General features: G+C 64.9%; 17 protein-coding genes. 9 read left to right on the forward strand and 8 right to left on the reverse strand.

Annotated features, from left to right (window positions below):
- Positions 1-111: 111 nt before the first annotated feature.
- A complete protein-coding gene (locus H926_RS0100990) occupies positions 112-1,638 on the reverse strand; it encodes a malonyl-CoA synthase (RefSeq protein ID WP_028657413.1) in 1,527 nt (508 codons plus the stop codon).
- A gap of 156 nt (positions 1,639-1,794) precedes the next feature.
- Here H926_RS0100990 and H926_RS0100995 point away from each other — a divergent pair, with 156 nt between their 5' ends.
- The 4 genes from H926_RS0100995 to H926_RS0101010 all read left to right on the forward strand — a co-directional run bounded on the left by H926_RS0100995 (position 1,795) and on the right by H926_RS0101010 (position 6,375).
- Positions 1,795-2,475 carry a GntR family transcriptional regulator gene (locus tag H926_RS0100995; protein ID WP_022674637.1) on the forward strand — a complete coding sequence of 227 codons (681 nt, stop codon included), beginning with the start codon at positions 1,795-1,797 and terminating at the stop codon, positions 2,473-2,475.
- Between the two features lie 54 nt (positions 2,476-2,529).
- Positions 2,530-2,895 (forward strand): malonate transporter subunit MadL, encoded by a 366-nt coding sequence (gene madL / locus H926_RS24965; RefSeq protein ID WP_022674638.1) that lies wholly within the window; start codon positions 2,530-2,532, stop codon positions 2,893-2,895.
- Positions 2,888-3,649, forward strand: a complete 762-nt coding sequence (gene madM / locus H926_RS0101005; protein WP_022674639.1) for a malonate transporter subunit MadM — start codon at positions 2,888-2,890, stop codon at positions 3,647-3,649. The genes madL and madM overlap by 8 nt, the downstream gene beginning before the upstream one ends.
- 347 nt (positions 3,650-3,996) lie before the next feature.
- Positions 3,997-6,375, forward strand: a complete 2,379-nt coding sequence (locus H926_RS0101010; RefSeq protein WP_022674640.1) for a TonB-dependent receptor — start codon at positions 3,997-3,999, stop codon at positions 6,373-6,375.
- A gap of 50 nt (positions 6,376-6,425) precedes the next feature.
- Here H926_RS0101010 and H926_RS0101015 read toward each other — a convergent pair whose 3' ends face one another.
- Both H926_RS0101015 and H926_RS0101020 read right to left on the reverse strand, forming a co-directional pair.
- Entirely contained in the window at positions 6,426-7,526 is a 1,101-nt protein-coding gene (locus tag H926_RS0101015; RefSeq protein WP_022674641.1) for a DUF475 domain-containing protein, read from the reverse strand.
- Between the two features lie 180 nt (positions 7,527-7,706).
- Complete coding sequence (locus tag H926_RS0101020; protein ID WP_237740953.1) at positions 7,707-10,178, reverse strand: TonB-dependent receptor; 2,472 nt, start codon at positions 10,176-10,178, stop codon at positions 7,707-7,709.
- A gap of 213 nt (positions 10,179-10,391) precedes the next feature.
- On the opposite strand from H926_RS0101020, the gene H926_RS0101025 reads away from it, so the two are divergent.
- Both H926_RS0101025 and H926_RS24970 read left to right on the forward strand, forming a co-directional pair.
- Positions 10,392-11,396 (forward strand): NADP-dependent oxidoreductase, encoded by a 1,005-nt coding sequence (locus H926_RS0101025; protein ID WP_022674643.1) that lies wholly within the window; start codon positions 10,392-10,394, stop codon positions 11,394-11,396.
- Positions 11,393-11,926, forward strand: coding sequence for a nuclear transport factor 2 family protein (locus H926_RS24970; protein ID WP_022674644.1), 534 nt, complete (start codon positions 11,393-11,395; stop codon positions 11,924-11,926). The genes H926_RS0101025 and H926_RS24970 overlap by 4 nt, the downstream gene beginning before the upstream one ends.
- 7 nt (positions 11,927-11,933) lie before the next feature.
- Here the strand turns inward: H926_RS24970 and H926_RS34015 are convergent, their stop codons facing one another.
- The 5 genes from H926_RS34015 to H926_RS24980 all read right to left on the reverse strand — a co-directional run bounded on the left by H926_RS34015 (position 11,934) and on the right by H926_RS24980 (position 15,090).
- A complete protein-coding gene (locus H926_RS34015; protein WP_022674645.1) occupies positions 11,934-12,074 on the reverse strand; it encodes a hypothetical protein in 141 nt (46 codons plus the stop codon).
- Positions 12,075-12,143: 69 nt separating this feature from the next.
- Positions 12,144-12,758, reverse strand: a complete 615-nt coding sequence (locus H926_RS0101040; protein ID WP_028657414.1) for a pyridoxamine 5'-phosphate oxidase family protein — start codon at positions 12,756-12,758, stop codon at positions 12,144-12,146.
- Positions 12,758-13,381, reverse strand: a complete 624-nt coding sequence (locus tag H926_RS24975) for a TetR/AcrR family transcriptional regulator (protein WP_022674647.1) — start codon at positions 13,379-13,381, stop codon at positions 12,758-12,760. The genes H926_RS0101040 and H926_RS24975 overlap by 1 nt, the downstream gene beginning before the upstream one ends.
- Entirely contained in the window at positions 13,378-13,842 is a 465-nt protein-coding gene (locus H926_RS0101050) for a DUF1348 family protein (protein WP_022674648.1), read from the reverse strand. Before H926_RS0101050 ends, H926_RS24975 begins: the two co-directional genes overlap by 4 nt.
- Before the next feature lie 183 nt (positions 13,843-14,025).
- Positions 14,026-15,090 carry a LysR family transcriptional regulator gene (locus H926_RS24980; RefSeq protein WP_171792963.1) on the reverse strand — a complete coding sequence of 355 codons (1,065 nt, stop codon included), beginning with the start codon at positions 15,088-15,090 and terminating at the stop codon, positions 14,026-14,028.
- Positions 15,091-15,211: 121 nt separating this feature from the next.
- Here H926_RS24980 and H926_RS0101060 point away from each other — a divergent pair, with 121 nt between their 5' ends.
- From H926_RS0101060 to H926_RS24985, 3 genes are all read left to right on the forward strand, one after another.
- On the forward strand, positions 15,212-16,477 hold the full coding sequence (locus H926_RS0101060) for an aromatic ring-hydroxylating dioxygenase subunit alpha (protein WP_022674650.1): 1,266 nt from the start codon (positions 15,212-15,214) through the stop codon (positions 16,475-16,477).
- Positions 16,467-17,723, forward strand: coding sequence for a cystathionine gamma-synthase family protein (locus H926_RS0101065; protein ID WP_022674651.1), 1,257 nt, complete (start codon positions 16,467-16,469; stop codon positions 17,721-17,723). Before H926_RS0101060 ends, H926_RS0101065 begins: the two co-directional genes overlap by 11 nt.
- Before the next feature lie 2 nt (positions 17,724-17,725).
- Positions 17,726-18,491 (forward strand): FAD-dependent oxidoreductase (locus H926_RS24985; RefSeq protein WP_148291591.1); only part of this gene is annotated, 766 nt, incomplete at its 3' end.

Genomic DNA, 18,491 nt, shown 5'->3' on the forward strand with positions numbered 1-18,491 from the left:
GTGGGCCAGGGGAGCGCGGGCGAGGGCGGGCGCAAAGGCCGGCGCGAGCAGCGCACCCGCGCCGATCAGGCCCAGCACCTGGCGGCGATCGATCGTGGTGGCGCGCATGGCTCAGTTCACCTTGGCGGCAAAGAGGGTGGCATAGGTTTCGCGCAGGGCCTTTTTCTGGATCTTGCCCATGGTGTTGCGCGGCAGTTCGGGCACGAACACCACGCGGCGCGGCTGCTTGAAGCGGGCCAGCTGCCCCTGCAACGCGCCCAGCACGGCGGCTTCGTCGAGCGCGGCATCGCGCGCCTGGACCACCGCCACCACGCCTTCGCCCATGTCGGGGTGGGGCACGCCGATCACCGCGCTTTCGGCGATGCCGGGGATGGCATCGATCAGCGCTTCCACTTCGGCCGGATAGACGTTGAACCCGCCGCAGATGATCAGGTCCTTGGCCCGGCCGACGATCGCAACATAGCCGGCCGGATCGATCACGCCCATGTCGCCGGTGATGAAGAAGCCATCGGGGCGCAGTTCCTCGGCGGTCTTTTCGGGCATCTGCCAATAGCCCTTGAACACGTTGGGGCCGCGCACCTCGATCCCGCCGACCGCGCCCTGGGGCAGGACAGCGCCGGTTTCAGGATCGGTGATGCGCAGTTCCACGCCGGGCAGCGGCAGGCCGACATTGCCGGGAATGCGCGGCCCGTCATAGGGGTTGGACGTGTTCATGTTGGTTTCGGTCATGCCATAGCGTTCGAGGATGGCATGGCCGGTGCGCGCGGAAAATTCCTTGTGCGTTTCGGCCGATAGCGGCGCCGAGCCAGACACGAACAGGCGCATGTGCGCCACCAGATCGTGGGTGAACGCCGGCTCTGCCAGCAGCCGCGAATAGAACGTGGGCACCCCCATCAGCACGCTGGCGCGCGGCATCAGGCGGATCAGCTCGGCCACGTCGAACCGGGGGCACAGGATCATCGCGCTGCCCGCCGCAATCGTGATGTTGGTGGCCACGAACAGGCCGTGGGTGTGGAAGATCGGCAGGGCATGCAGCAGCACGTCAGCTGCGCCAAAGCGCCAGTAATCCTTGAGCGTGAAGGCATTGGACGCCAGGTTGACGCGCGTGAGCATCGCCCCTTTCGAACGCCCGGTGGTGCCCGAGGTGTAGAGGATCGCGGCAAGATCGCCTGGGCTCGCGGCATATGGGGCCAGATCGGGCGCGTAATCATTGAGGCCAGCAGCCAGCGTGCCTTGCTCATCGGCGCCCAAGGTCAGCCGCGCGGGCACGCCGATGTCGGCGCACAGCGCGGCCATCGCGGCATCGTCCTGCGGGCGGTGGATGAACAGCGCCGGGCGCGCATCGGCCAGGAAATAGCGCACCTCGGCGGCGGTATAGGCGGTATTGAGCGGCAGATAGACCGCGCCGATCGCCTGCGCGGCCAGATAGGTCAGCAGGGCCGTGGGGCTCTTTTCCACCTGAACGGCCAGCCGGTCACCCGGCTGCACCCCGGCGGCGCGGAACAGGCCGGCCATCTGTCCACAACGCGCCAGTGCGGCGCCATAGGTGATCGTCGAAAGATCGGGCAGGATCAGGAATGGCGTATCGGGGGCATCCAGCGCACGGGCCTGGAAAGTGGTGAAAAGGTCCTGCTCCATGCTCATCCCTTTGTGTGTCCGCGATATCGGCGCCGCGGCCGGTTCATATCCCGGCGGGGGCTCGGTGTGCTGTGTGGCACATACATGATGGTTGAATAGGCTTCTAGTGTATGCAAGATGTGTTGTGGAGAAAATTTGCGCATGCAGGATAATCCAATGAACCCCGTCGAGGAAGCGCCCGGCCTGCTCCTTTCCGAGCGGATCCGCATTGCCCTGGCCGACGAGATCACCGCCGGCAGCCTGGTCCCCGGCGCCACGCTGGATGAACAGCAGATTGGCGATCGCTTTGGCGCGTCGCGCACGCCGGTGCGCGAGGCGATCCGCCAGCTGTCTGCCGTGGGCCTGGTGGAAATGCGGCCCCGGCGCGGCGCGGTGGTCTCGGGCTTTACCACCCAGCGCATCATCGACATGTTCGAGATGAGCGCCGAGATCGAGGCCATGTGCGTGCGCCTGGCGGCCTATCGCATGAACCCGATGGAGCGCAGCCGCCTGGCCCAGTTGCACGAGGATTCGCTGGCGATGGTGGAGGCGGGCGATCTCGATGCCTATGACCGCCTGAACTGGTCGTTCCACCAGGTGATCTATGAAGGCACGCACAATGCCTTCATCGCCGAACAGGCCATGGCGCTGCGCGATCGCATGGCCGCGTTCCGCCGTACCCAGCTGCGCGAAACCGGCCGCCCGGTGCGCTCGCGCGCAGAGCATGGCGACGTGGTGGCTGCGATCATGCGCGGCGATGGCGAGGAAGCCGCGCGCTGCATGCGCGCGCACATGTTCAACGCCTCGATCGCGCTGGAGCGCTTTACCGCCAAGCGCGAGGAACTGGGCGGCGGCTGACGACACACACAAGCCGCTGTTTTTCAAAAACGATAATCGGGAGAGGGCAAGGCGATGGCAATTTATGGGACGGCGCTTCTGGCGCTGTGCACGCTGCTGGGGGCGGCGCTGGGGGAATTGCTGGGCCATGTCCTGCATGTGAAGGCCAATGTCGGCGGCGTGGGGCTGGCCATGTTGCTGCTCATCGCGGCCAAGGCCTGGCTGGCGCGCCGTGGCAAGTTGACGCCGGGCCTGCGCCTGGGCGTGGAATTCTGGGGCCTGATGTATATCCCTATCGTGGTCGCCATGGCCGCGCAGCAGAATGTGCTGGCCGCGCTCGAAGGCGGGCCGATGGTGGTGATCGCCGGGATCAGCGCGGTCACGCTGTGCTTTGCCTTGGTGGCCGTGCTGGGCCGGGTGATGGGCGGCCGCCATGGGTGATATCGTGCAAAAGATCCTGGCCGATCAGGGCTTGGTCTTGGCCTTTGCCGTGGTCGGCGGGCTGATGCTGGCCAGCACGGCGGTGTCGCGCCATCTCACCGGCGGGCGCATCCACGCCAGTGCCATCGCCATCCTGGCCGCGCTGGCCCTGGCCTGGTGGGGCGGGGTGCTGACCGGCGGCAGGAAGGGCCTGGCCGATGTGCCGGGCCTGGCTGGGCTGGCGCTGATGGGCGGGGCGATGCTGCGCGATTTTGCCATCGTTGCCACCGCGTTCGAGGTTGACGTGATCGAGGCGCGCAAGGCCGGCTTGATGGGCGTGATCGCGCTGGCGCTGGGCACGATCGTGCCCTTTGCGGTGGGCGTAGGCGTTGCCTGGAGCTTTGGCTATCGTGATGCCGTGTCGCTCACCACGCTGGGCGCGGGCACGGTCACCTACATCGTCGGACCGGTGACCGGCGCGGCGCTGGGCGCTTCATCTCCGGTGATTGCCCTGTCGATCGCCACCGGCGTGCTCAAGGCCGTGTTGGTGATGACGTTCACGCCGATGGTCGCGCGCCTGATCGGGCTCGACAACCCGCGCAGTGCCATGGCCTTTGGCGGGCTGATGGGCACGGTCAGCGGCGTGGCGGGCGGCCTTGCCGCCACCGACGCGCGGCTGGTGCCCTATGGCGCGCTGACCGCCACGTTCCACACCGGCATCGGCTGCCTGGTGTGCCCCTCGATCTTTTTCCTGATCGTTCGCGCACTGGCCTGACTGCGTATACAGCGCGGCATGGCTGGGTCGCCCGCCAGGCGTTTGACGCGCCGGGCAGGGCATGTCGTGCGCGCTGTGTGCACATAAATGCCACATCGCCCAAAACTGGCATACACTATGCCGATCAGGGTTTGACAACGCCGTCAGCGTGAAATACAAAATTACGAAATAGCCGCATTCGGTATGCCCAATCGTGCAGCGAGCCACGAATCAGCATACAGAGCTTGCGCGGTGAACCGGGTTGAGGGTGTGATGGGGGCAAAATCTGCCGGGGCCGAAGGCTGCCCGGCCGGCGCGTGCGCCTCCCTCATGCCAGACATAGAAAAATGCCTGATGGGAGCAGACGCATGACAACCACCTTTGCCATGCCCACCGTATGTGGGCCGAAAATTTCCGCAGCGATTTCGCTGGGCGCGCTGGCGCTGGCCTTGGCCATGCCGGGCGCGGCACTTGCTGCTGCCCCGGCCGCTGCGCCAGCCGCGCCGGCTGCCCCTGCGGCTGACACGCCGCCCGCCGGCGTGACCGATATCGTCGTCACCGCGCAAAAGCGCAGCGAGCGCCTGCAGGATGTTCCGGTGGCGGTCAGCTCGGTCAGCGGTGACATGCTCAAGGCGGCAAACCTTACCAATATCACCGATATCCGCTTCCTGGCCCCCAGCGTGCAGTTTGCCGAATCCAACAGCGTGCGCGGCGAAGGCTTTGCCATTCGCGGCGTGGGTACGTTCGCCTTTGCCGATGGCACCGAACAGAGCGTGAGCGTGGTGGTCGATGGCGTGGTGCTCGGCCGGCCGGGCATGGGCACGGGCGATCTTGCCGATGTGGCGCAGGTCGACGTGCTGCGCGGACCGCAGGGCATGCTGTTCGGCAAGGGCGGTTCGGCCGGCGTGGTGTCGATCTCCACCCGCAACCCGACCCAGAATTTCGAAGGCAGCGCGCGCGCGTCCTACGGCACCGACAACGAGACCAAGCTGGAAGGCGTGCTCAACGTGCCGCTGACCGACAATCTCGCCTGGCGCACCACCGGCTATTTCAACCACCGCGATGGCTTCATCAACAATGTATACACGGGCCAGACGCTCGGCGGGCAGAGCGAGGGCGGTTTCCGCACCAAGCTGCTGTTCAAGCCCGACAGCGACCTGTCGGTGCTGGCCTCGTTCGATTGGGGGCACCATTCCTCGGCCTGCTGCCAGTCGGTGATTGTCGGCACGGTGGGCGCGGCGCCCAACAATTATGTGGTGCAGCGCCTGGCCGCCTACAATATCGTGCCCAGCCTGGATAACCGCGAAACCAATGTGGGCGGTCCGGTCTATCTGAACATGACGCAGTGGGGCGGCTCGCTGCAGGTCGACAAGTCGATCGGCGATTATACGCTCACCTCGATCACCGCGTTCCGCCGCTGGGTGTTGCATGACAACACCGACACTGGCTTTACCGATACGCCGTTCTTCCCGATCAACGGCGCCGATGAAGCGCAGCAGCAGTTGACCCAGGAACTGCGCCTGGCATCGCCCAAGCGCGGCCTGGTCGATTATGTGGTCGGCCTCTATTACTTCAACCAGAACCTCAAGGCGGCCTATCCGCAGCAGGGGCAACTGGGCCTGCCCGCCTCCACCGCGGTCTATAGCCGCAAGGCGCAGCCCGATATCCAGACGCTGAACTATGCCGTGTTCGGCCAGGGCAACATCAACCTGACGCCGCAGTGGAAGCTGATCGTGGGCGGGCGCTATACCCACGATGACCTGACCATGATCCGCTACAACCGCACGCTGGTCAGCCCCACCGACAATGCGTTCCCCGGCGCGCCGCCGCTGTCGTTTGACCAGACCACCTATCCCAGCAATCGCAAGGCCGACAATTTCAGCTACAAGCTGGGCACCGAATACAAGATCACCCCCGATGTGATGACCTATTTCACCTATTCGCGTGGCTACAAGGGGCCGGGCATCGGCCTGGTCAGCGGCTATTCGCTGGGCCAGCCGCTGTTTTCCAACCCGGAAATTCCCACCAACTATGAAATTGGCCTGAAAACCGCGTGGTTCAACCGCCGCCTGGTGTTCAACATCGATGCCTACACCACCGACATCAAGGATTTCCAGACGCAGATTTCCACGCCGTTCATCTTCAACGGCACCAACCTGGCGATCCTGCAGATTGCCAATGCCGGCAAGGTCCGCTCGCGCGGGATCGAAATGGACTTTTCCGCGCGGCCGACCGACCGGCTGACGATCAGCGGGAACGCAGCCTATATCGATGCCAAGTTTGCCTATTTCCCCAACGGCACGTGCAACTATCCCACGCAGCCCGGCTGCTTTGTCAGCACCACGATCCCCGGCACGACCACCACCGTGCCGGCCACGCGGTTCTTCAACAACACCGGCAACGTGCTGCCCAACAGCCCCAAGTTCACCTATTCGCTCAACGCCAATTACGACGTGCCATTGACCAGCGAAATCACCGGCTTCATCAAGGCGAACTACAACTATCGCAGTTCGGTGAACTTCAGCGCCAACGGCGATCCGCTCACCTATCAGCGCGGCTATGGTATTGCCGGTGGCCAGATCGGCGTGCGCGATGCCGATGGGCGCTGGAACGTGGCGGTGTTTGCCCGCAACCTGTTCAACACCCGCTTCGTCACCGCGATCAGCAACAACGGCAGCTATCAGACCGCCTGGCTCACCACGCAGGCCATGCGCACCATCGGCGTGCTGGGCGACGTGAAGTTCTAAGCGGCCGGCCGCGCGCGGGTTCCGTGGAGCCGCGCGCGACGGCCCTTGGCTCAGGCGGTGTGCTGGCCGGGCTGCACATCGCCGCTGGGCAGGATCGCGTCGGCCTCGCCGGCTTCCTCGTATTCGTGGGGGAAGCGCCGCTTGTGGCGGATCGAGGCATAGAGTGAGGCACCGATGATCACCGCGCCGATCAGGCCGGTGACGATCTCGGGCACGTGCACGCGGATGCTGATCAGCATGATCACCGCAAGCGCGACGATGGCATAGAACGCGCCGGGTTCGAGAAAGCGAAACTCGCTCAAGTGCCCGCCCCGCACCAGGGCCACGGTCATCGAGCGCACGAACATCGCGCCGATGCCCAGGCCCAGTGCGATCAGCAGGATATCGTTGGTGATGGCAAAGGCGCCGATCACCCCGTCGAACGAGAACGAGGCATCGAGAAACTCGAGATAGACGAACGCCGCCGCGCCCGAGCGGACCACCTTGCCGGTGGCAGCATCTTCTTCGCCGCCCATCAGGTCACCGAATTTCTGGACCGCGAAATAGGTTGCCACGCCGGCGAGGCCCGCGATCAGGAACGTCTGCTGTTCGCCCGGGTGCAACCAGAACGAGAGCGCGCCAACCACGATCGCGGTGACCAGATAGGGCGCCAGGGGCAGCCGCGCGAAGGCCGCCAGCGGCCGTTCGATCAGGCCGATCCAGTGATGCTCGCGGTCGGTATCGAAGAAGAACGAGAGGCCCACCAGCATCAGGAACGCGCCGCCAAAGCCGGAAATGCCCACATGCGCGCCGGTCACGATCGCTTCGTAGCGGGCATGATCGGCAATCGCGATGCGCGCCGCTTCCCAGGGGGAAACCAGCGCGGCGACCGAGACGATCAGGATCGGGAAGACGATGCGCATGCCGAACACGGCGATGATGATCCCCCAGGTCAGAAAGCGGCGTTGCCACAGCGGGTCCATGTCCTTGAGAATGGACGCGTTGACCACGGCGTTATCGAGGCTGAGCGAGGTTTCCATCACGCCGAGCACGCCGGCGATGAACACCATCGAGAGCGCCGGGCCGATCAACCCGGTCTCGACATAGCCGAGCACGCCGGCGAGGATCAGGCAGACGACCGTGAAGATCATCGAGCCGCGAAAGGCTTGCATGGGAATGACGCTTTCTTGTTGCACTATTGGGTCCCGCACCGGGCGGGCCGGCACGCGTGCTGCGTTAACGGATCGCTGGCGCGGCGCCAACCAACGCTTCACCATGAAAAAAGGCGCGGGTGCCGAATTGTCCGGCACCCGCGCCTCACGCGGTCCTGCTGATCGCGCGCGGTGCGCCGATCAGAAGTTCTTGGTCAGCGAGATCTGCACCGTTCGGGGCAGCGCGCCAAAGCCCATGAGATCGGCATGCAGCGCATTGGCCGTTCCGGTGCCGCTGCCGGTGAGCGGCGCATCGACGCCGCCGTTGATATACTGCTTGTTGGTCAGGTTCTTGCCGATGATCGCCACTTGCCAGTTATCGTCCGTGGCGCCCAAGCGCAGGCCTACGTCGAGCACGGCATAGGCGGGATTGCGCGAGAACTGCTCGCCAAAGCCGGAGACGAGATACGACGCGCTGTAGCGCGTATCGATGTTGAGCCCGGCCTTGAGGCCATTGCCCACCGGCGTTTCATAGTTCGCGCCCAACGTGCCGGTCCAGTGCGGGGCCATGCCCAGCGGCTGGCCGGTCAGGTTCTGGCGCGCGCCGGTGCCGCCTGCGGCGATCGGGGTGCCGGCGGTGGTCAGGTTGCAGCCTTCGGCAATGCTCTGCCCGCCAAAGCACGGGGCGACGGGGAAGTTGCTGTATTTGGCATCGTTGTAGTTCATGCTGCCATGCAGGTTGAGGCCCGACACCGCGCGCGGGGCAAATTCGAACTCCAGCTCCACCCCCTTGGTGGTGGCGTCGGCCGTCAGCGTCTGGAACGCCACCTTGACCGAGTCGAAATAGTCGGTCTGCAGGTTCTTGTATTTATAGGAATAGAGGTTGAGGTTGAGGCGCAGCTGGTGATCGGCCAGCGTGCTCTTGATGCCGCCTTCAAAGCCCTGCACCGTTTCGGGGTTGAACACGAAATCGGCCGCCGGATTGGCCGAGGCGAGCGAATAGATCCCGCCGTTGGAGAACCCGCCCGACTTGTAGCCCGTCTTGTACGAGGCATAGACCATCACGTCTTGCAGCGGCTTGTAGGTCAACGAGAAATCGGGCGACCAGTTGTTGAACACCTGGTGCGCGGTAACCTGCGAGCCGGCCCCCATCGGCCACACCCCGATGAACGTGGGGCTGGTATAGGGCTGGATGAAGAAGCTGTCCTTGGTTTCGTGGGTATAGCGCACGCCGGCATCGAATTCGACCTGGGGCACGATCTTCCAGATCGCCTGGGCAAAGCCGGAAATGGTCTGCCCGCGGGTATAGCTCGATTTGGTGCCGTCCTGGTACTGGTTGATGCCCTGGCTCGGGATATTGTTGTAGCTGTAGCTGACGAACTGCGCGAAATCGCGGCGGGGCTTTTGATAGAGCACGCCGGCCATCAGGTTGACCGGGCTGTCATAGTGGGTGAGGGCGCGCAGCTCGTTGGAAAAGGCCTGCCAGCTGGAGTTTTCCGTGGCCCAGACCGAGCTGGCGCTGGAATTGAATTCGCACGCGCACAGCCACTGGTTGTTGTTCCAGTTGTAGTTGGTCACGTTGGTGATCGTGACCTTGTCGAGATCATAGTTGAAATTGTTGGTGACGGCGGCGGATTTGTAGCGGTTGTAGAGGCTGCCATCGCCGGCATAAGGAAAATTCTTGGCCACCTCGCTCGGCAGGTTGTTCTGGTGGGTGACGAAGTTGTAGCCGCAGGTATAGCCGTTGATCTGCGTCTTTCCGGTGGGGCAGTTATAGGCCACGTAGTTGTAGCTGGAATTGTTGGCCTTGTTGTAATCGAACGAGGCCTTGAGCGTATCGGTCAGCGCGCTGCTCGGTTCGTATTTCAGCGTTACGCGGCCGAGGAATTCGCGGTTGCCCGGCTGGTTGCTGCTGGTGGGATACGAGGTGTAGGTCGGGCTGGGCGTGGGCGAGAGCGGATAGGTGATGGCAAAGGGTTGCGACACGTTGTCATAGTATCCGCCCCAGGCCTTGGTGCCGCGCACCGCCACGCGCAGGCCCAGATCATCGGTCAGCGGGCCCGATGCCACGCCTTCGAGCTGTGCCTGCTTGGCCTTGAATTCATAGCTGGCCTTGGTGCGGAACTGCCAGGTGGGGGTGGGATCAGCGGTCTTGATGGAAATGACCCCGGCCGTGGCGTTCTTGCCGAAGAACAGCACCTGCGGGCCCTTGAGCACTTCCACGCCGGCCAGGTCGAAGAACCCTTCTTCCAGCACGCGGCCCTGGCCGTAATAGACCCCGTCGACCACCGTCGCCACCGATTGCTCGATCCCGATCGACGTGGAGGACGAACCGATGCCGCGCAGCGCGATCTGCGCAGCCGATCCGTTGGAGGCGTGGCCCACGGTAAGGCTGGGCGTGGCGGCGGCGATCTTTTCGATGCTGGTGATGTCACGCTGCACCAGGGTCTGCGCGGAAATGGCCGTGACGGCGACCGGCACCGACTGCGCGCTTTCCACCCGCTTGCGCGCGGTCACGATGATTTCGGCAAGGCCGCTTTCGTGTTCGGCGGCAGGCGGTGCATCGGCGGCTGCGGGCGGTGGTGCTTCGGCGGCGAGGGCGGCGGTGAACGGAGCAAGGGCCAGCGGGCCAAAGGCGGCCGCAGCCATCAGGCGATGGGCTTTGCGAGGCATGGTACTCTCCCTGGCGAGCGCTGTGGGGCGCGTCTGTTGTGCGTGGCTGGGGTATGGTTGAACTGTTCTGGTCCCAAGCCTTGAGGTTAAGCCACGAGCGCCGCGCTGCCCCTGCCTCCGACAATGGATAGGCCTAATCCTTTGACTAGGTGGCGTGAGCCAAGCGCAGCGGGCAGCACATCGGCCAACGAACCGAGAGGATGATGGCTGGCCATGGCGCAGAACCGCTTCTGGAGATTGGATGTGCGCCCACAGGGGCACGATTTCGCCAGCGCCCTGTCGCTCTGCACCGAAACGCTGGCGCCGCTGGGCGATGGCGAGGTGCGGATCGCGGCCGAATATCTGTCGATGGATGCCGGCACGCGCATGTGGATGAGCCCGCGCACCGATGGCTATCAACCACCCCTGCCGCTGGGCGCCAAGATGATGGGGGTGGTGCTGGGCCGGGTGTGCGAGAGCCGCGATCCGCGCTTTGCCAGCGGCACGCTGGTGCGCGGCTTTGGCCAGTGGGCGCAGTTCAGCACTGTGATGCCCCATCCCGCCGGCCTGGTGGCGGTGGACGATGACGTAGCCGATATCCGCCAGCATTTCGGCGCGCTGGGGATGAATGCCTGGACTGCCTATGTCGGCGTGGCCGAAGTGCTGGGCATCGCCGCCGGACAATGGCTGGTGGTGTCGGCCGCCGCCGGGGCCACGGGCAGCCTGGCCTGCCAGATCGGGCGCAACCTGGGGTTGCGCGTGATCGGCATTGCCGGCGGGCCGGACAAGTGCCGCTATCTGCTGGAAACCCTGGGGGTTGATCAGGCGATCGACTACAAGAACGAGGATGTCGCCGCCCGCCTCGCTGCAGTCGATGGCGGAGTGCACGGCTATTTCGACAATGTCGGCGGCCCGCTGCTCGATGCGGTGCTGCCCAACATGGCGCATTATGGCCGCGTTGCGGTATGCGGGCTGGTGGCAGGCTATGATGCCGACAAGCCGCTGCCCGGCCCGGCGCGGTTTGACCAGATCCTGATGCGTCGGCTGCGCGTCGAAGGCTTTTTCATTCCCGATTTCCTGCATCGGGGCGCCGAATTCATGCCGCGCCTGCGCGCCTGGTTCGACGCCGGCAAACTGGTGGCGACGATCGATGAAACCGTAGGCCTGGAAAACACCCTTATCGCCTATGATCGCATGCTGACCGGCAAGAGCCTGGGGAAAGTGGTGGTGAAGCTGTGACGCAGACAAGGCTGGCCACCCTGGCCGATCCCCTGGCCGATTACGTCGCGCGGCGCGACATCACCGATGCGCTGCACCGCTATATGCGCGGGCTGGACAGGCTGGACGAGGCACTGTTCCGCAGCGCGTTCCACCCCGATGCCCAAATCGATTGCGGCGTCTATGCCGGCGATCTCGATGGGTTCGTGACTTTTGCGTTTGGCTTTCTGGGGCAGATGCAGGCCAGCCACCACATGCTGGGGCAAAGCCGGATCGCAATCCACGATGCCGCCCGCGCCAGCGGGGAAAGCTATTTCCAGGCGTGGCACGGTATCCGCGACGCCGATGGCGCTCCGCGCGATCTGTTCATCGCTGGCCGCTATATCGATGCCTATGCCTGCCGCGACGGGCAGTGGTGCATCGTGCGCCGTACCCTGATCAGCGAATGGGCGACCGATATGGCCGCCACCGGCCAGGCGCACATGAATGCACCGCAAACCCTGCGCAGTGCGCGCGGCGGCCACGATCTCTCCGACAGGCCCGCCTGGTAGGCCCGGTTTACGGGCGCAGCTTGTTCTGCGCCACGCTCACCGCGATAAAGGCCACGATCCCGATCGGAAACCACAGGCCGAACTTGTGGGTCAACAGACCGATCGCAGCACAGATCAGCAGCGCGCCAAAAGGTGTGAGGTTCTTCATGCGCGCTGTCGTAACGTATTGAAATGTGCTTTGGCCACCGTAATTTCCGCGTGCCGAGCCGAACGCAGGTCAGCCTTGTGGCGTCACGGCTTCCAGGGTGGCGATGCGGGCGCGCAGGCGGGCTATCTCATCCTGGAGCGGCTGGGTGATCTGCGCCAGGTCTGCCGCGCCGAACCGGGGCGTGATGTGTTGCGGGCAGTTCCAATCGAACCCGACGATGTCGATCACAAACGCGCGCTCGCCAATGGCGGCATAGTCTGCGGGCATCAGCGCCGCGACATCTTCGGGCTCGCTGGTGGTGCGGGCATGGCCGATCAGTTTCAACCGGCGCCGCGCGGGATAATCCATCAGGAACAGGCAGACCCGATCGTCGGCCGCGAGGTTGCCGGTCGAGAGGAACTGCCGGTTGCCCTGATAATCGGCAAAACCGATGCGGTTGCCGGAAATCCGGCGGAGAAAGCCCGCCGGCCCGCCGCGATGCTGCATATAGGGCCAGCCGTGTTCACTGATGCTGGCGATATAGAAGCTGTCACGCGCGGCGATGAAGTCGAGTTCACGCGTCGTGAGGATGTCCATGTCGCCCCCTTGCGCTTCCATGCGCGCATAGGCGGTGCGCGAGCCGTTCTGCTCTTGCAAGGCGCGGGAGTGGGGGCCGAACATGGTTCGCAGGAATGTCTGTGCCATCAGGTCTCGTCCTTCCTGGCGGTGTCGGGCGCGGTCTCTGCCTGCGGGGAAGCGGCAAGGGCGGCCAGCAATGTGGCCTGGAGCCGCGCAACGATGCGTTGGAACGAGGCTGCCTCGTCCAGCGCCCGGGCCAGCACGATCGCGCCCTGGATGCCCGACACCGCTTCTTCGGCAAGCGCGAGCGCCAGGCCCTGTGGTACCCCGCCTTTTTCCAGGCATCGGGTCAGCGCCTTGATCCAGCGCGCAAAGTACTGGGCCAATTTGCCGGAAAAGGCCTGGCCGGCGGTGTTGAGGCCAAGGCACCCGACGATGCACACCCGCCTGCCCGATCGGAAATAGGCGGTCACGTCATCGAACATGGCGATGATCGCCGCTTGCGGGTCGGGCCCATCCTCAAGCGGCTGGAAGATGGCGTCCACGAACCAGGCGTCGATGTTGTCGAGCACCGCCGCCATCATTTCCTCCTTCCCGCCGGGGAAGAAGTTGTAGAGGCTGCCTTTGCCCAGCCCCGTCGCCTTGGACAGCACGGCCAGGCTCGCGCCCTCGAAGCCGTGCTCGCGAAAGGCTTCGGCCAAGGCGGGCACCGCGCTCTGGCGATCGGTGAGCACGCGCCGGGTTTTCACAGGCCAAGCTGGCTCAACGAAGGATGATCGTCGGGGCGCCGGCCCAGCGGCCAGTGAAACTTGCGGTCGGCCTCGGCGATCGGCATTTCGTTGATGCTGGCATGGCGGTTGGACATCAGGCCATCTTCGGCAAACAGCCAGTTCTCGTTGCCATAGGCGCGGAACCACTGCCCGCCATCGTCGCGGTATTCATAGGCATAGCGCACGGCGATGCGGTTGCCGGTGAATGCCCACAGTTCCTTGATCAGGCGGTATTCGTGTTCCTTGTTCCACTTGCGCGTGAGAAAGGCCTGCGCCTCTTCGCGGTTGGTCGCGAACTCAACGCGGTTCCGCCAGCGCGTGTCGGGGGTATAGGCCAGCGCCACCTTGGCGGCATCGCGGGTGTTCCAGCCATCTTCGGCCAGACGCACCTTTTCGGCCGCTGTTTCGGGTGTGAACGGGGGGAGGGGAGGACGGGACACGTCTGTTCCTTTCGGGAAGCCGGCAGCGGTTCCAGCAGCGAGAGCCGTGGATGCAAGACCAGCATTGCAATGATGACGATGGAGCGATCGATCGCTCGACTCAGCACGACCGTGCTGTGTACTGATCAGTACATCATTTGACCGAGTGGTACAAACGGAATTTCGCGCTGCGTTCGCGTGGTGTCAGGCCTTGGCCATGATCTGGGCCTTGTGCTCGGCCTCGGCGGTTTCTTCCTGGCCGCGCTGCCGGGCGAAGTGGCGGATGATCCATTCGCGGAACAGGTAGATTGCCGGGTCCGACAAGTCTTCGGCGTGAAGCTTGAGGTAATAGCCATAGCCATCACCGGCCACCGCATCATAGGGCATGACCAGGTTTCCGGCGGCGATTTCTGGGCCGAACATATCGATATCAGCCAGGACCACGCCCGAGGCGCCAATGGCATAGCGCACAGCGGAAAAGGCAGTGTCGAACGCCAGGCCATCGGTGCAGTTGAGCGTGAGGCGCTGCTGGTCTGCATAACTGCTCCACAGCAGGCCGCGCGGCTCGTTATCCAGCTTCACATGCAGCAGTTCTGCGGAATTGAGGAATTCCTCCAGAGACTTGCCCTTGTGCTGTTCCCATGTGGCGGGCGAGCACAGCGGCGCGACACGCACCATCCACAACAGGTCGGTGACCATGTCGCCCACGTTGGGCCGGTCGAACACGATCGCCATGTCGAGATTGCCAGGCGGCGCGCCCGTGGCGTTGGAGGTGGATACATCGATGCGGATTTCGGGATGCTCGCGGCGGAAACCGTGGATCAGCGGCAGCGCCGTCTGATAGAGCAGCGAGGGCGGGATATGCACGCGCAACGGGCGGCTTTCCATGTCCTGGTTGCGCACCACATTGAGCGTCTGCTCCATGCGGTCCAGACACTTGCTGACCACGGGCAGCAAGACTTCGCCGGCCGGGGTCAGCTTGAGGCCGGAAGCGCTGCGTTCGAACAGCGGCTTGCCGATCAGGTCTTCCAGGCTGCTGACATGGCGGCTCATCGCGCTTTGCGTCACCGTCAGCGCCTGCGCGCCGGCGGTAAAGCTCAGGTAGCGGCCCACCGCTTCGAACGCGCGCAAGGCGTTCAGCGGCAACCAGCGGCGATTGATGAGCCCGTTCGGTCCGATGGTGGTGGCTCCCGTTCTTGGCAGTCCGCCCGGCCGGAAAATGCCGGCACGGCCGAAAATGCGCGTTTCCTTGATCTGCGTCAATTCCATCGGATTTTTGTTGCGCGCCGGCCACGGCGAAAATCGCATGCGGGCATGACTTAATCGGATTCGCGAGAGCCGCGCTGCCCGTGCCAAGACCCATGGTGCCATTTTGAAAGGACGCACAAGGGTGAACCTGGTCGACATCAAGGCCAAGCTTGACGAACGCCGCCCCGGGCACAGCCTGCCCCAGGCGCTGTACAACGATCCGGCCATGTTCGATTTCGACATGACCGCGATCTATGGCCGTTCGTGGCTGATGGCGGGTTTTACCTGCGAACTGCCCGAGGCGGGATCGTGGTCCTCGCTCAAGGTCGGGCGCTGGCCGATCCTGATCGTGCGCGACAAGGGCGGCGCGATCCGCGCGTTCCACAATTCCTGCCGCCACCGCGGCGCGATGCTGTGCAAGGAAGGCACCGGCCGTTCGCCGCGCCTGGTGTGCCCCTATCACCGCTGGACCTACAACCTCGATGGTTCGCTGCTGAGCGCGGCGCGCATGCCGGCAGATTTCGACAATGCCGATCATGGCCTGCGCGAAGTGAAGATCGAGATCGTCGCCGGCGTCATCTATATCTGCCTGGCCGACGATGCGCCGCCGTTCGAAACTTTCCGGCGCGAGATGGAAGCCCTGCTGGCGCCGCATGACCTGGCCAATGCCAAGGTGGCCCATGTCGAAAGCCTGACCGAATACGCCAACTGGAAGCTGGTGTTGGAAAACGGGCGCGAGTGCTATCATTGCCAGGCCTCGCACCCCGAACTGGCGCGCACGTTCCCGGTCAGCGCATCGTCGTATTTCGAATTTGGCGAGGCCGATCACGCCGCGCAGTTCGAGGCGCGGATGCAGGATCTGGGCCTGGCCATGGGCCCGGTGGGCGAGGATTGGTGGCAGGCGATCCGCTTCCCGCTCAACCCCGGTATGCAGACCATGTCGATGGATGGGCAGCCGCTGGTGGCGCGGCCGATGGTGGCGGCGGGCGATGGCGACGTCGGCTCGCTGCGCTGGGCGCTGGAGCCGCACAGCTTTGCCCATGCCGTGGGCGATCACCTGTTCTTCTTCAGTGCCATGCCGGTCGGCCCGCGTGAAACCGTGGTGACGGCCAAGTGGCTGGTGCACAAGGATGCAGTGGAAGGCGTGGACTATGACCGCGCCAAGCTGGTGGAGCTGTGGAACACCACCAACCTGCAGGACAAGGAACTGGCCGAAAACAACCAGGAAGGCGTCGATAGCCCCGGCTACACGCCCGGTCCCTATTCGCCCGAGGCCGAAGTCTTGGTGGTGCGCTTTGTCGATTGGTATTGTGCCAAGGCGCGCGAATACCTGGATATGCAACTGGGCACCGCGACCTCCGATGGCGCTCCTGTGGCAGCGGCCAAGGATCTCAGCCATGCCGCATGATGCCGGCGGCGTGCGGCCCGAAACCCTGGCCGTGGCGGCGGGCTATGATCCGGCCCAAGCGGGCGGCGCGGCCAAGCCGCCGGTCTATCTGACCAGCACCTTCGTCTATGAATCCGCCGCCCAGGCCAAGGCCATTCACGAGGCCTATTTCGATGGCACCGGGCCGGAAGTGGGCCAGACGCATCATATCTATGCCCGGCTCGGCCATCCCAACCTCGACATGCTGGAAAGCCGGCTGGCGGCGGTGGACGGGGCGGAGGCGGCCGCGGTATTCGCCTCTGGCATGGCGACGCACAGCGCGATTGCGCTGGCGCACTTGCGCCCGGGTGACAGCGTGCTGCATTCCCGCCCGATCTATGGCGGCACCGATGGCCTGCTCAACCAGTTCATGCCGCAATGGGGCGTGACCACGGTGGACATCATCGATGGCTGCAACGCCGATCACGTGCGCGCGCAGGCCGATAAGGCGCTGGCCGCCGGGCCGCTGGCGATGATCGTGATCGAAACCCCGGCCAATCCCACAGCGGCGATCACCGACCTGCCGATGATCGTGGCCCTGGCTGACGAGATCGGCGCGCGGACCGGGCGCCGCCCGGTGGTGGTGTGCGACAATACCCTGCTTGGCCCCTTTGCCCAGCGCCCGATCGCGCTGGGGGTGGATCTGTGCATGACCTCGCTTACCAAGTATTGCGGCGGACACAGCGATCTGCTGGCCGGCGGGGTTTCGGGCAAGCTGGACCTGATCGTACCGCTGCGGCTGCTGCGCACCACGCTGGGCAGCCACCTTGACCCGTTCACCAGCTGGCTGGTGCTGCGCTCGATGGAAAGCGTCCACGTGCGGTCGGAACGTGCGATGCACAATGCCCGCGTGATCGCCATGTTCCTGCGCGATCATCCCAAGGTGGCCGGCATTACCTATCTGGGCTTCCTGCCCGAAGGATCGCCGCAACGCGCGGTGTTCGATCGCCAGTGCAGCGGTGCGGGATCGACCTTTTCGTTCCACCTCAAGGGCGGCGAGGCCGAGGCGTTCCGCCTGCTCGACGCGCTGCGCCTGATGAAAGTTGCCGTCAGCCTGGGCGGGTCGGAAACCCTGGTATGCCATTCGGCCAGCACCACGCACTATGCCGTGGCGCCCGACAAGCGCCTGGCCGGGGGGATTACCGATGGCACCATCCGCATGTCGGTGGGGATCGAGCATGAGGACGACCTGATCGCCGACCTGGCGCAGGCGCTGGAGGTGGTGTGAGCGTGGCTGACAGCAAAAACGAAGGTTTCACCGGAACCGATGCCCACGCCGTCAACGGCAAACTGCCTGGCGCCGATGCGCATTACGACCTGGTCGTGGTCGGCGCCGGGCCGGCCGGCCTTGCCGCCGCGCTGGAAGCGGCCGCGAACGGCGCCAGCGTGCTACTGGTGGACGAGCACCCGGTCAGCGCCGCGCAGATGGGCAACGACGTGCCCTATTGGTTTGGCGGGCGGATGACCGGCGCGGTTTCGGCCAAGGCGCGCATGATCGAGCAGGTGTTCATGGCCGAGCCGCTGTTCGAGCAGGCGTTCGACGCGGGCATCGAGGTGCAACTGGGTGTCTATGCCTGGGGCCTGTGGCGCAACCGCGCCAACCTCGGCGCGCTGCCCGAGGCGATGCTGGGTCTGGCCGATGAAGAGCGTTCCTGGACCGTGGGGTTCAAGGCGATCGTCCTGGCCACCGGCGCGCGCGATCTGGCGCTGGCGTTCGATGGCTGGGCCCAGCCTGGCGTGATGGGCGCGCAGGGGCTGCATGCCCTGCTCACGCGCTATGACGCCTTTGCCGGGCGGCGTCTGGTGGTGCTGGGCTCGGGCGATCTGGCGCTCGATACTGCGCAACTGGCACTGGACAAGGGGCTGGAAGTTGCTGCCCTGGTCGAAGTGGCAGACGCGCCGCAGGGCGACGCGGCCAAGGCGGCGGCGCTGCAGGCGGCGGGTGTGCCGATCCGCTGCGCCAGCGTGATCCGGGGGGCGCCCAGCGGCATCGATG

Source organism: Novosphingobium sp. B-7, from assembly GCF_000410615.1.
In the GTDB taxonomy this organism is placed as follows: Bacteria; Pseudomonadota; Alphaproteobacteria; order Sphingomonadales; family Sphingomonadaceae; genus Novosphingobium; species Novosphingobium capsulatum.

Excerpts from the sequence above, each read along its gene's own strand:
- H926_RS0101015 (WP_022674641.1), bottom strand. The coding sequence starts at position 7,526 with ATGCAAGCCTTTCGCGGCTCGATGATCTTCACGGTCGTCTGCCTGATC.
- H926_RS0101065 (WP_022674651.1), top strand. The coding sequence starts at position 16,467 with ATGCCGCATGATGCCGGCGGCGTGCGGCCCGAAACCCTGGCCGTGGCG.
- madM (WP_022674639.1), top strand. The coding sequence starts at position 2,888 with ATGGGTGATATCGTGCAAAAGATCCTGGCCGATCAGGGCTTGGTCTTG.
- madL (WP_022674638.1), top strand. The coding sequence starts at position 2,530 with ATGGCAATTTATGGGACGGCGCTTCTGGCGCTGTGCACGCTGCTGGGG.
- H926_RS0101020 (WP_237740953.1), bottom strand. The coding sequence starts at position 10,178 with ATGCCTCGCAAAGCCCATCGCCTGATGGCTGCGGCCGCCTTTGGCCCG.
- H926_RS0100990 (WP_028657413.1), bottom strand. The coding sequence starts at position 1,638 with ATGGAGCAGGACCTTTTCACCACTTTCCAGGCCCGTGCGCTGGATGCC.
- H926_RS0101040 (WP_028657414.1), bottom strand. The coding sequence starts at position 12,758 with ATGGCACAGACATTCCTGCGAACCATGTTCGGCCCCCACTCCCGCGCC.
- H926_RS0100995 (WP_022674637.1), top strand. The coding sequence starts at position 1,795 with ATGAACCCCGTCGAGGAAGCGCCCGGCCTGCTCCTTTCCGAGCGGATC.
- H926_RS0101010 (WP_022674640.1), top strand. The coding sequence starts at position 3,997 with ATGACAACCACCTTTGCCATGCCCACCGTATGTGGGCCGAAAATTTCC.
- H926_RS24980 (WP_171792963.1), bottom strand. The coding sequence starts at position 15,090 with ATGGAATTGACGCAGATCAAGGAAACGCGCATTTTCGGCCGTGCCGGC.
- H926_RS0101025 (WP_022674643.1), top strand. The coding sequence starts at position 10,392 with ATGGCGCAGAACCGCTTCTGGAGATTGGATGTGCGCCCACAGGGGCAC.
- H926_RS34015 (WP_022674645.1), bottom strand. The coding sequence starts at position 12,074 with ATGAAGAACCTCACACCTTTTGGCGCGCTGCTGATCTGTGCTGCGATC.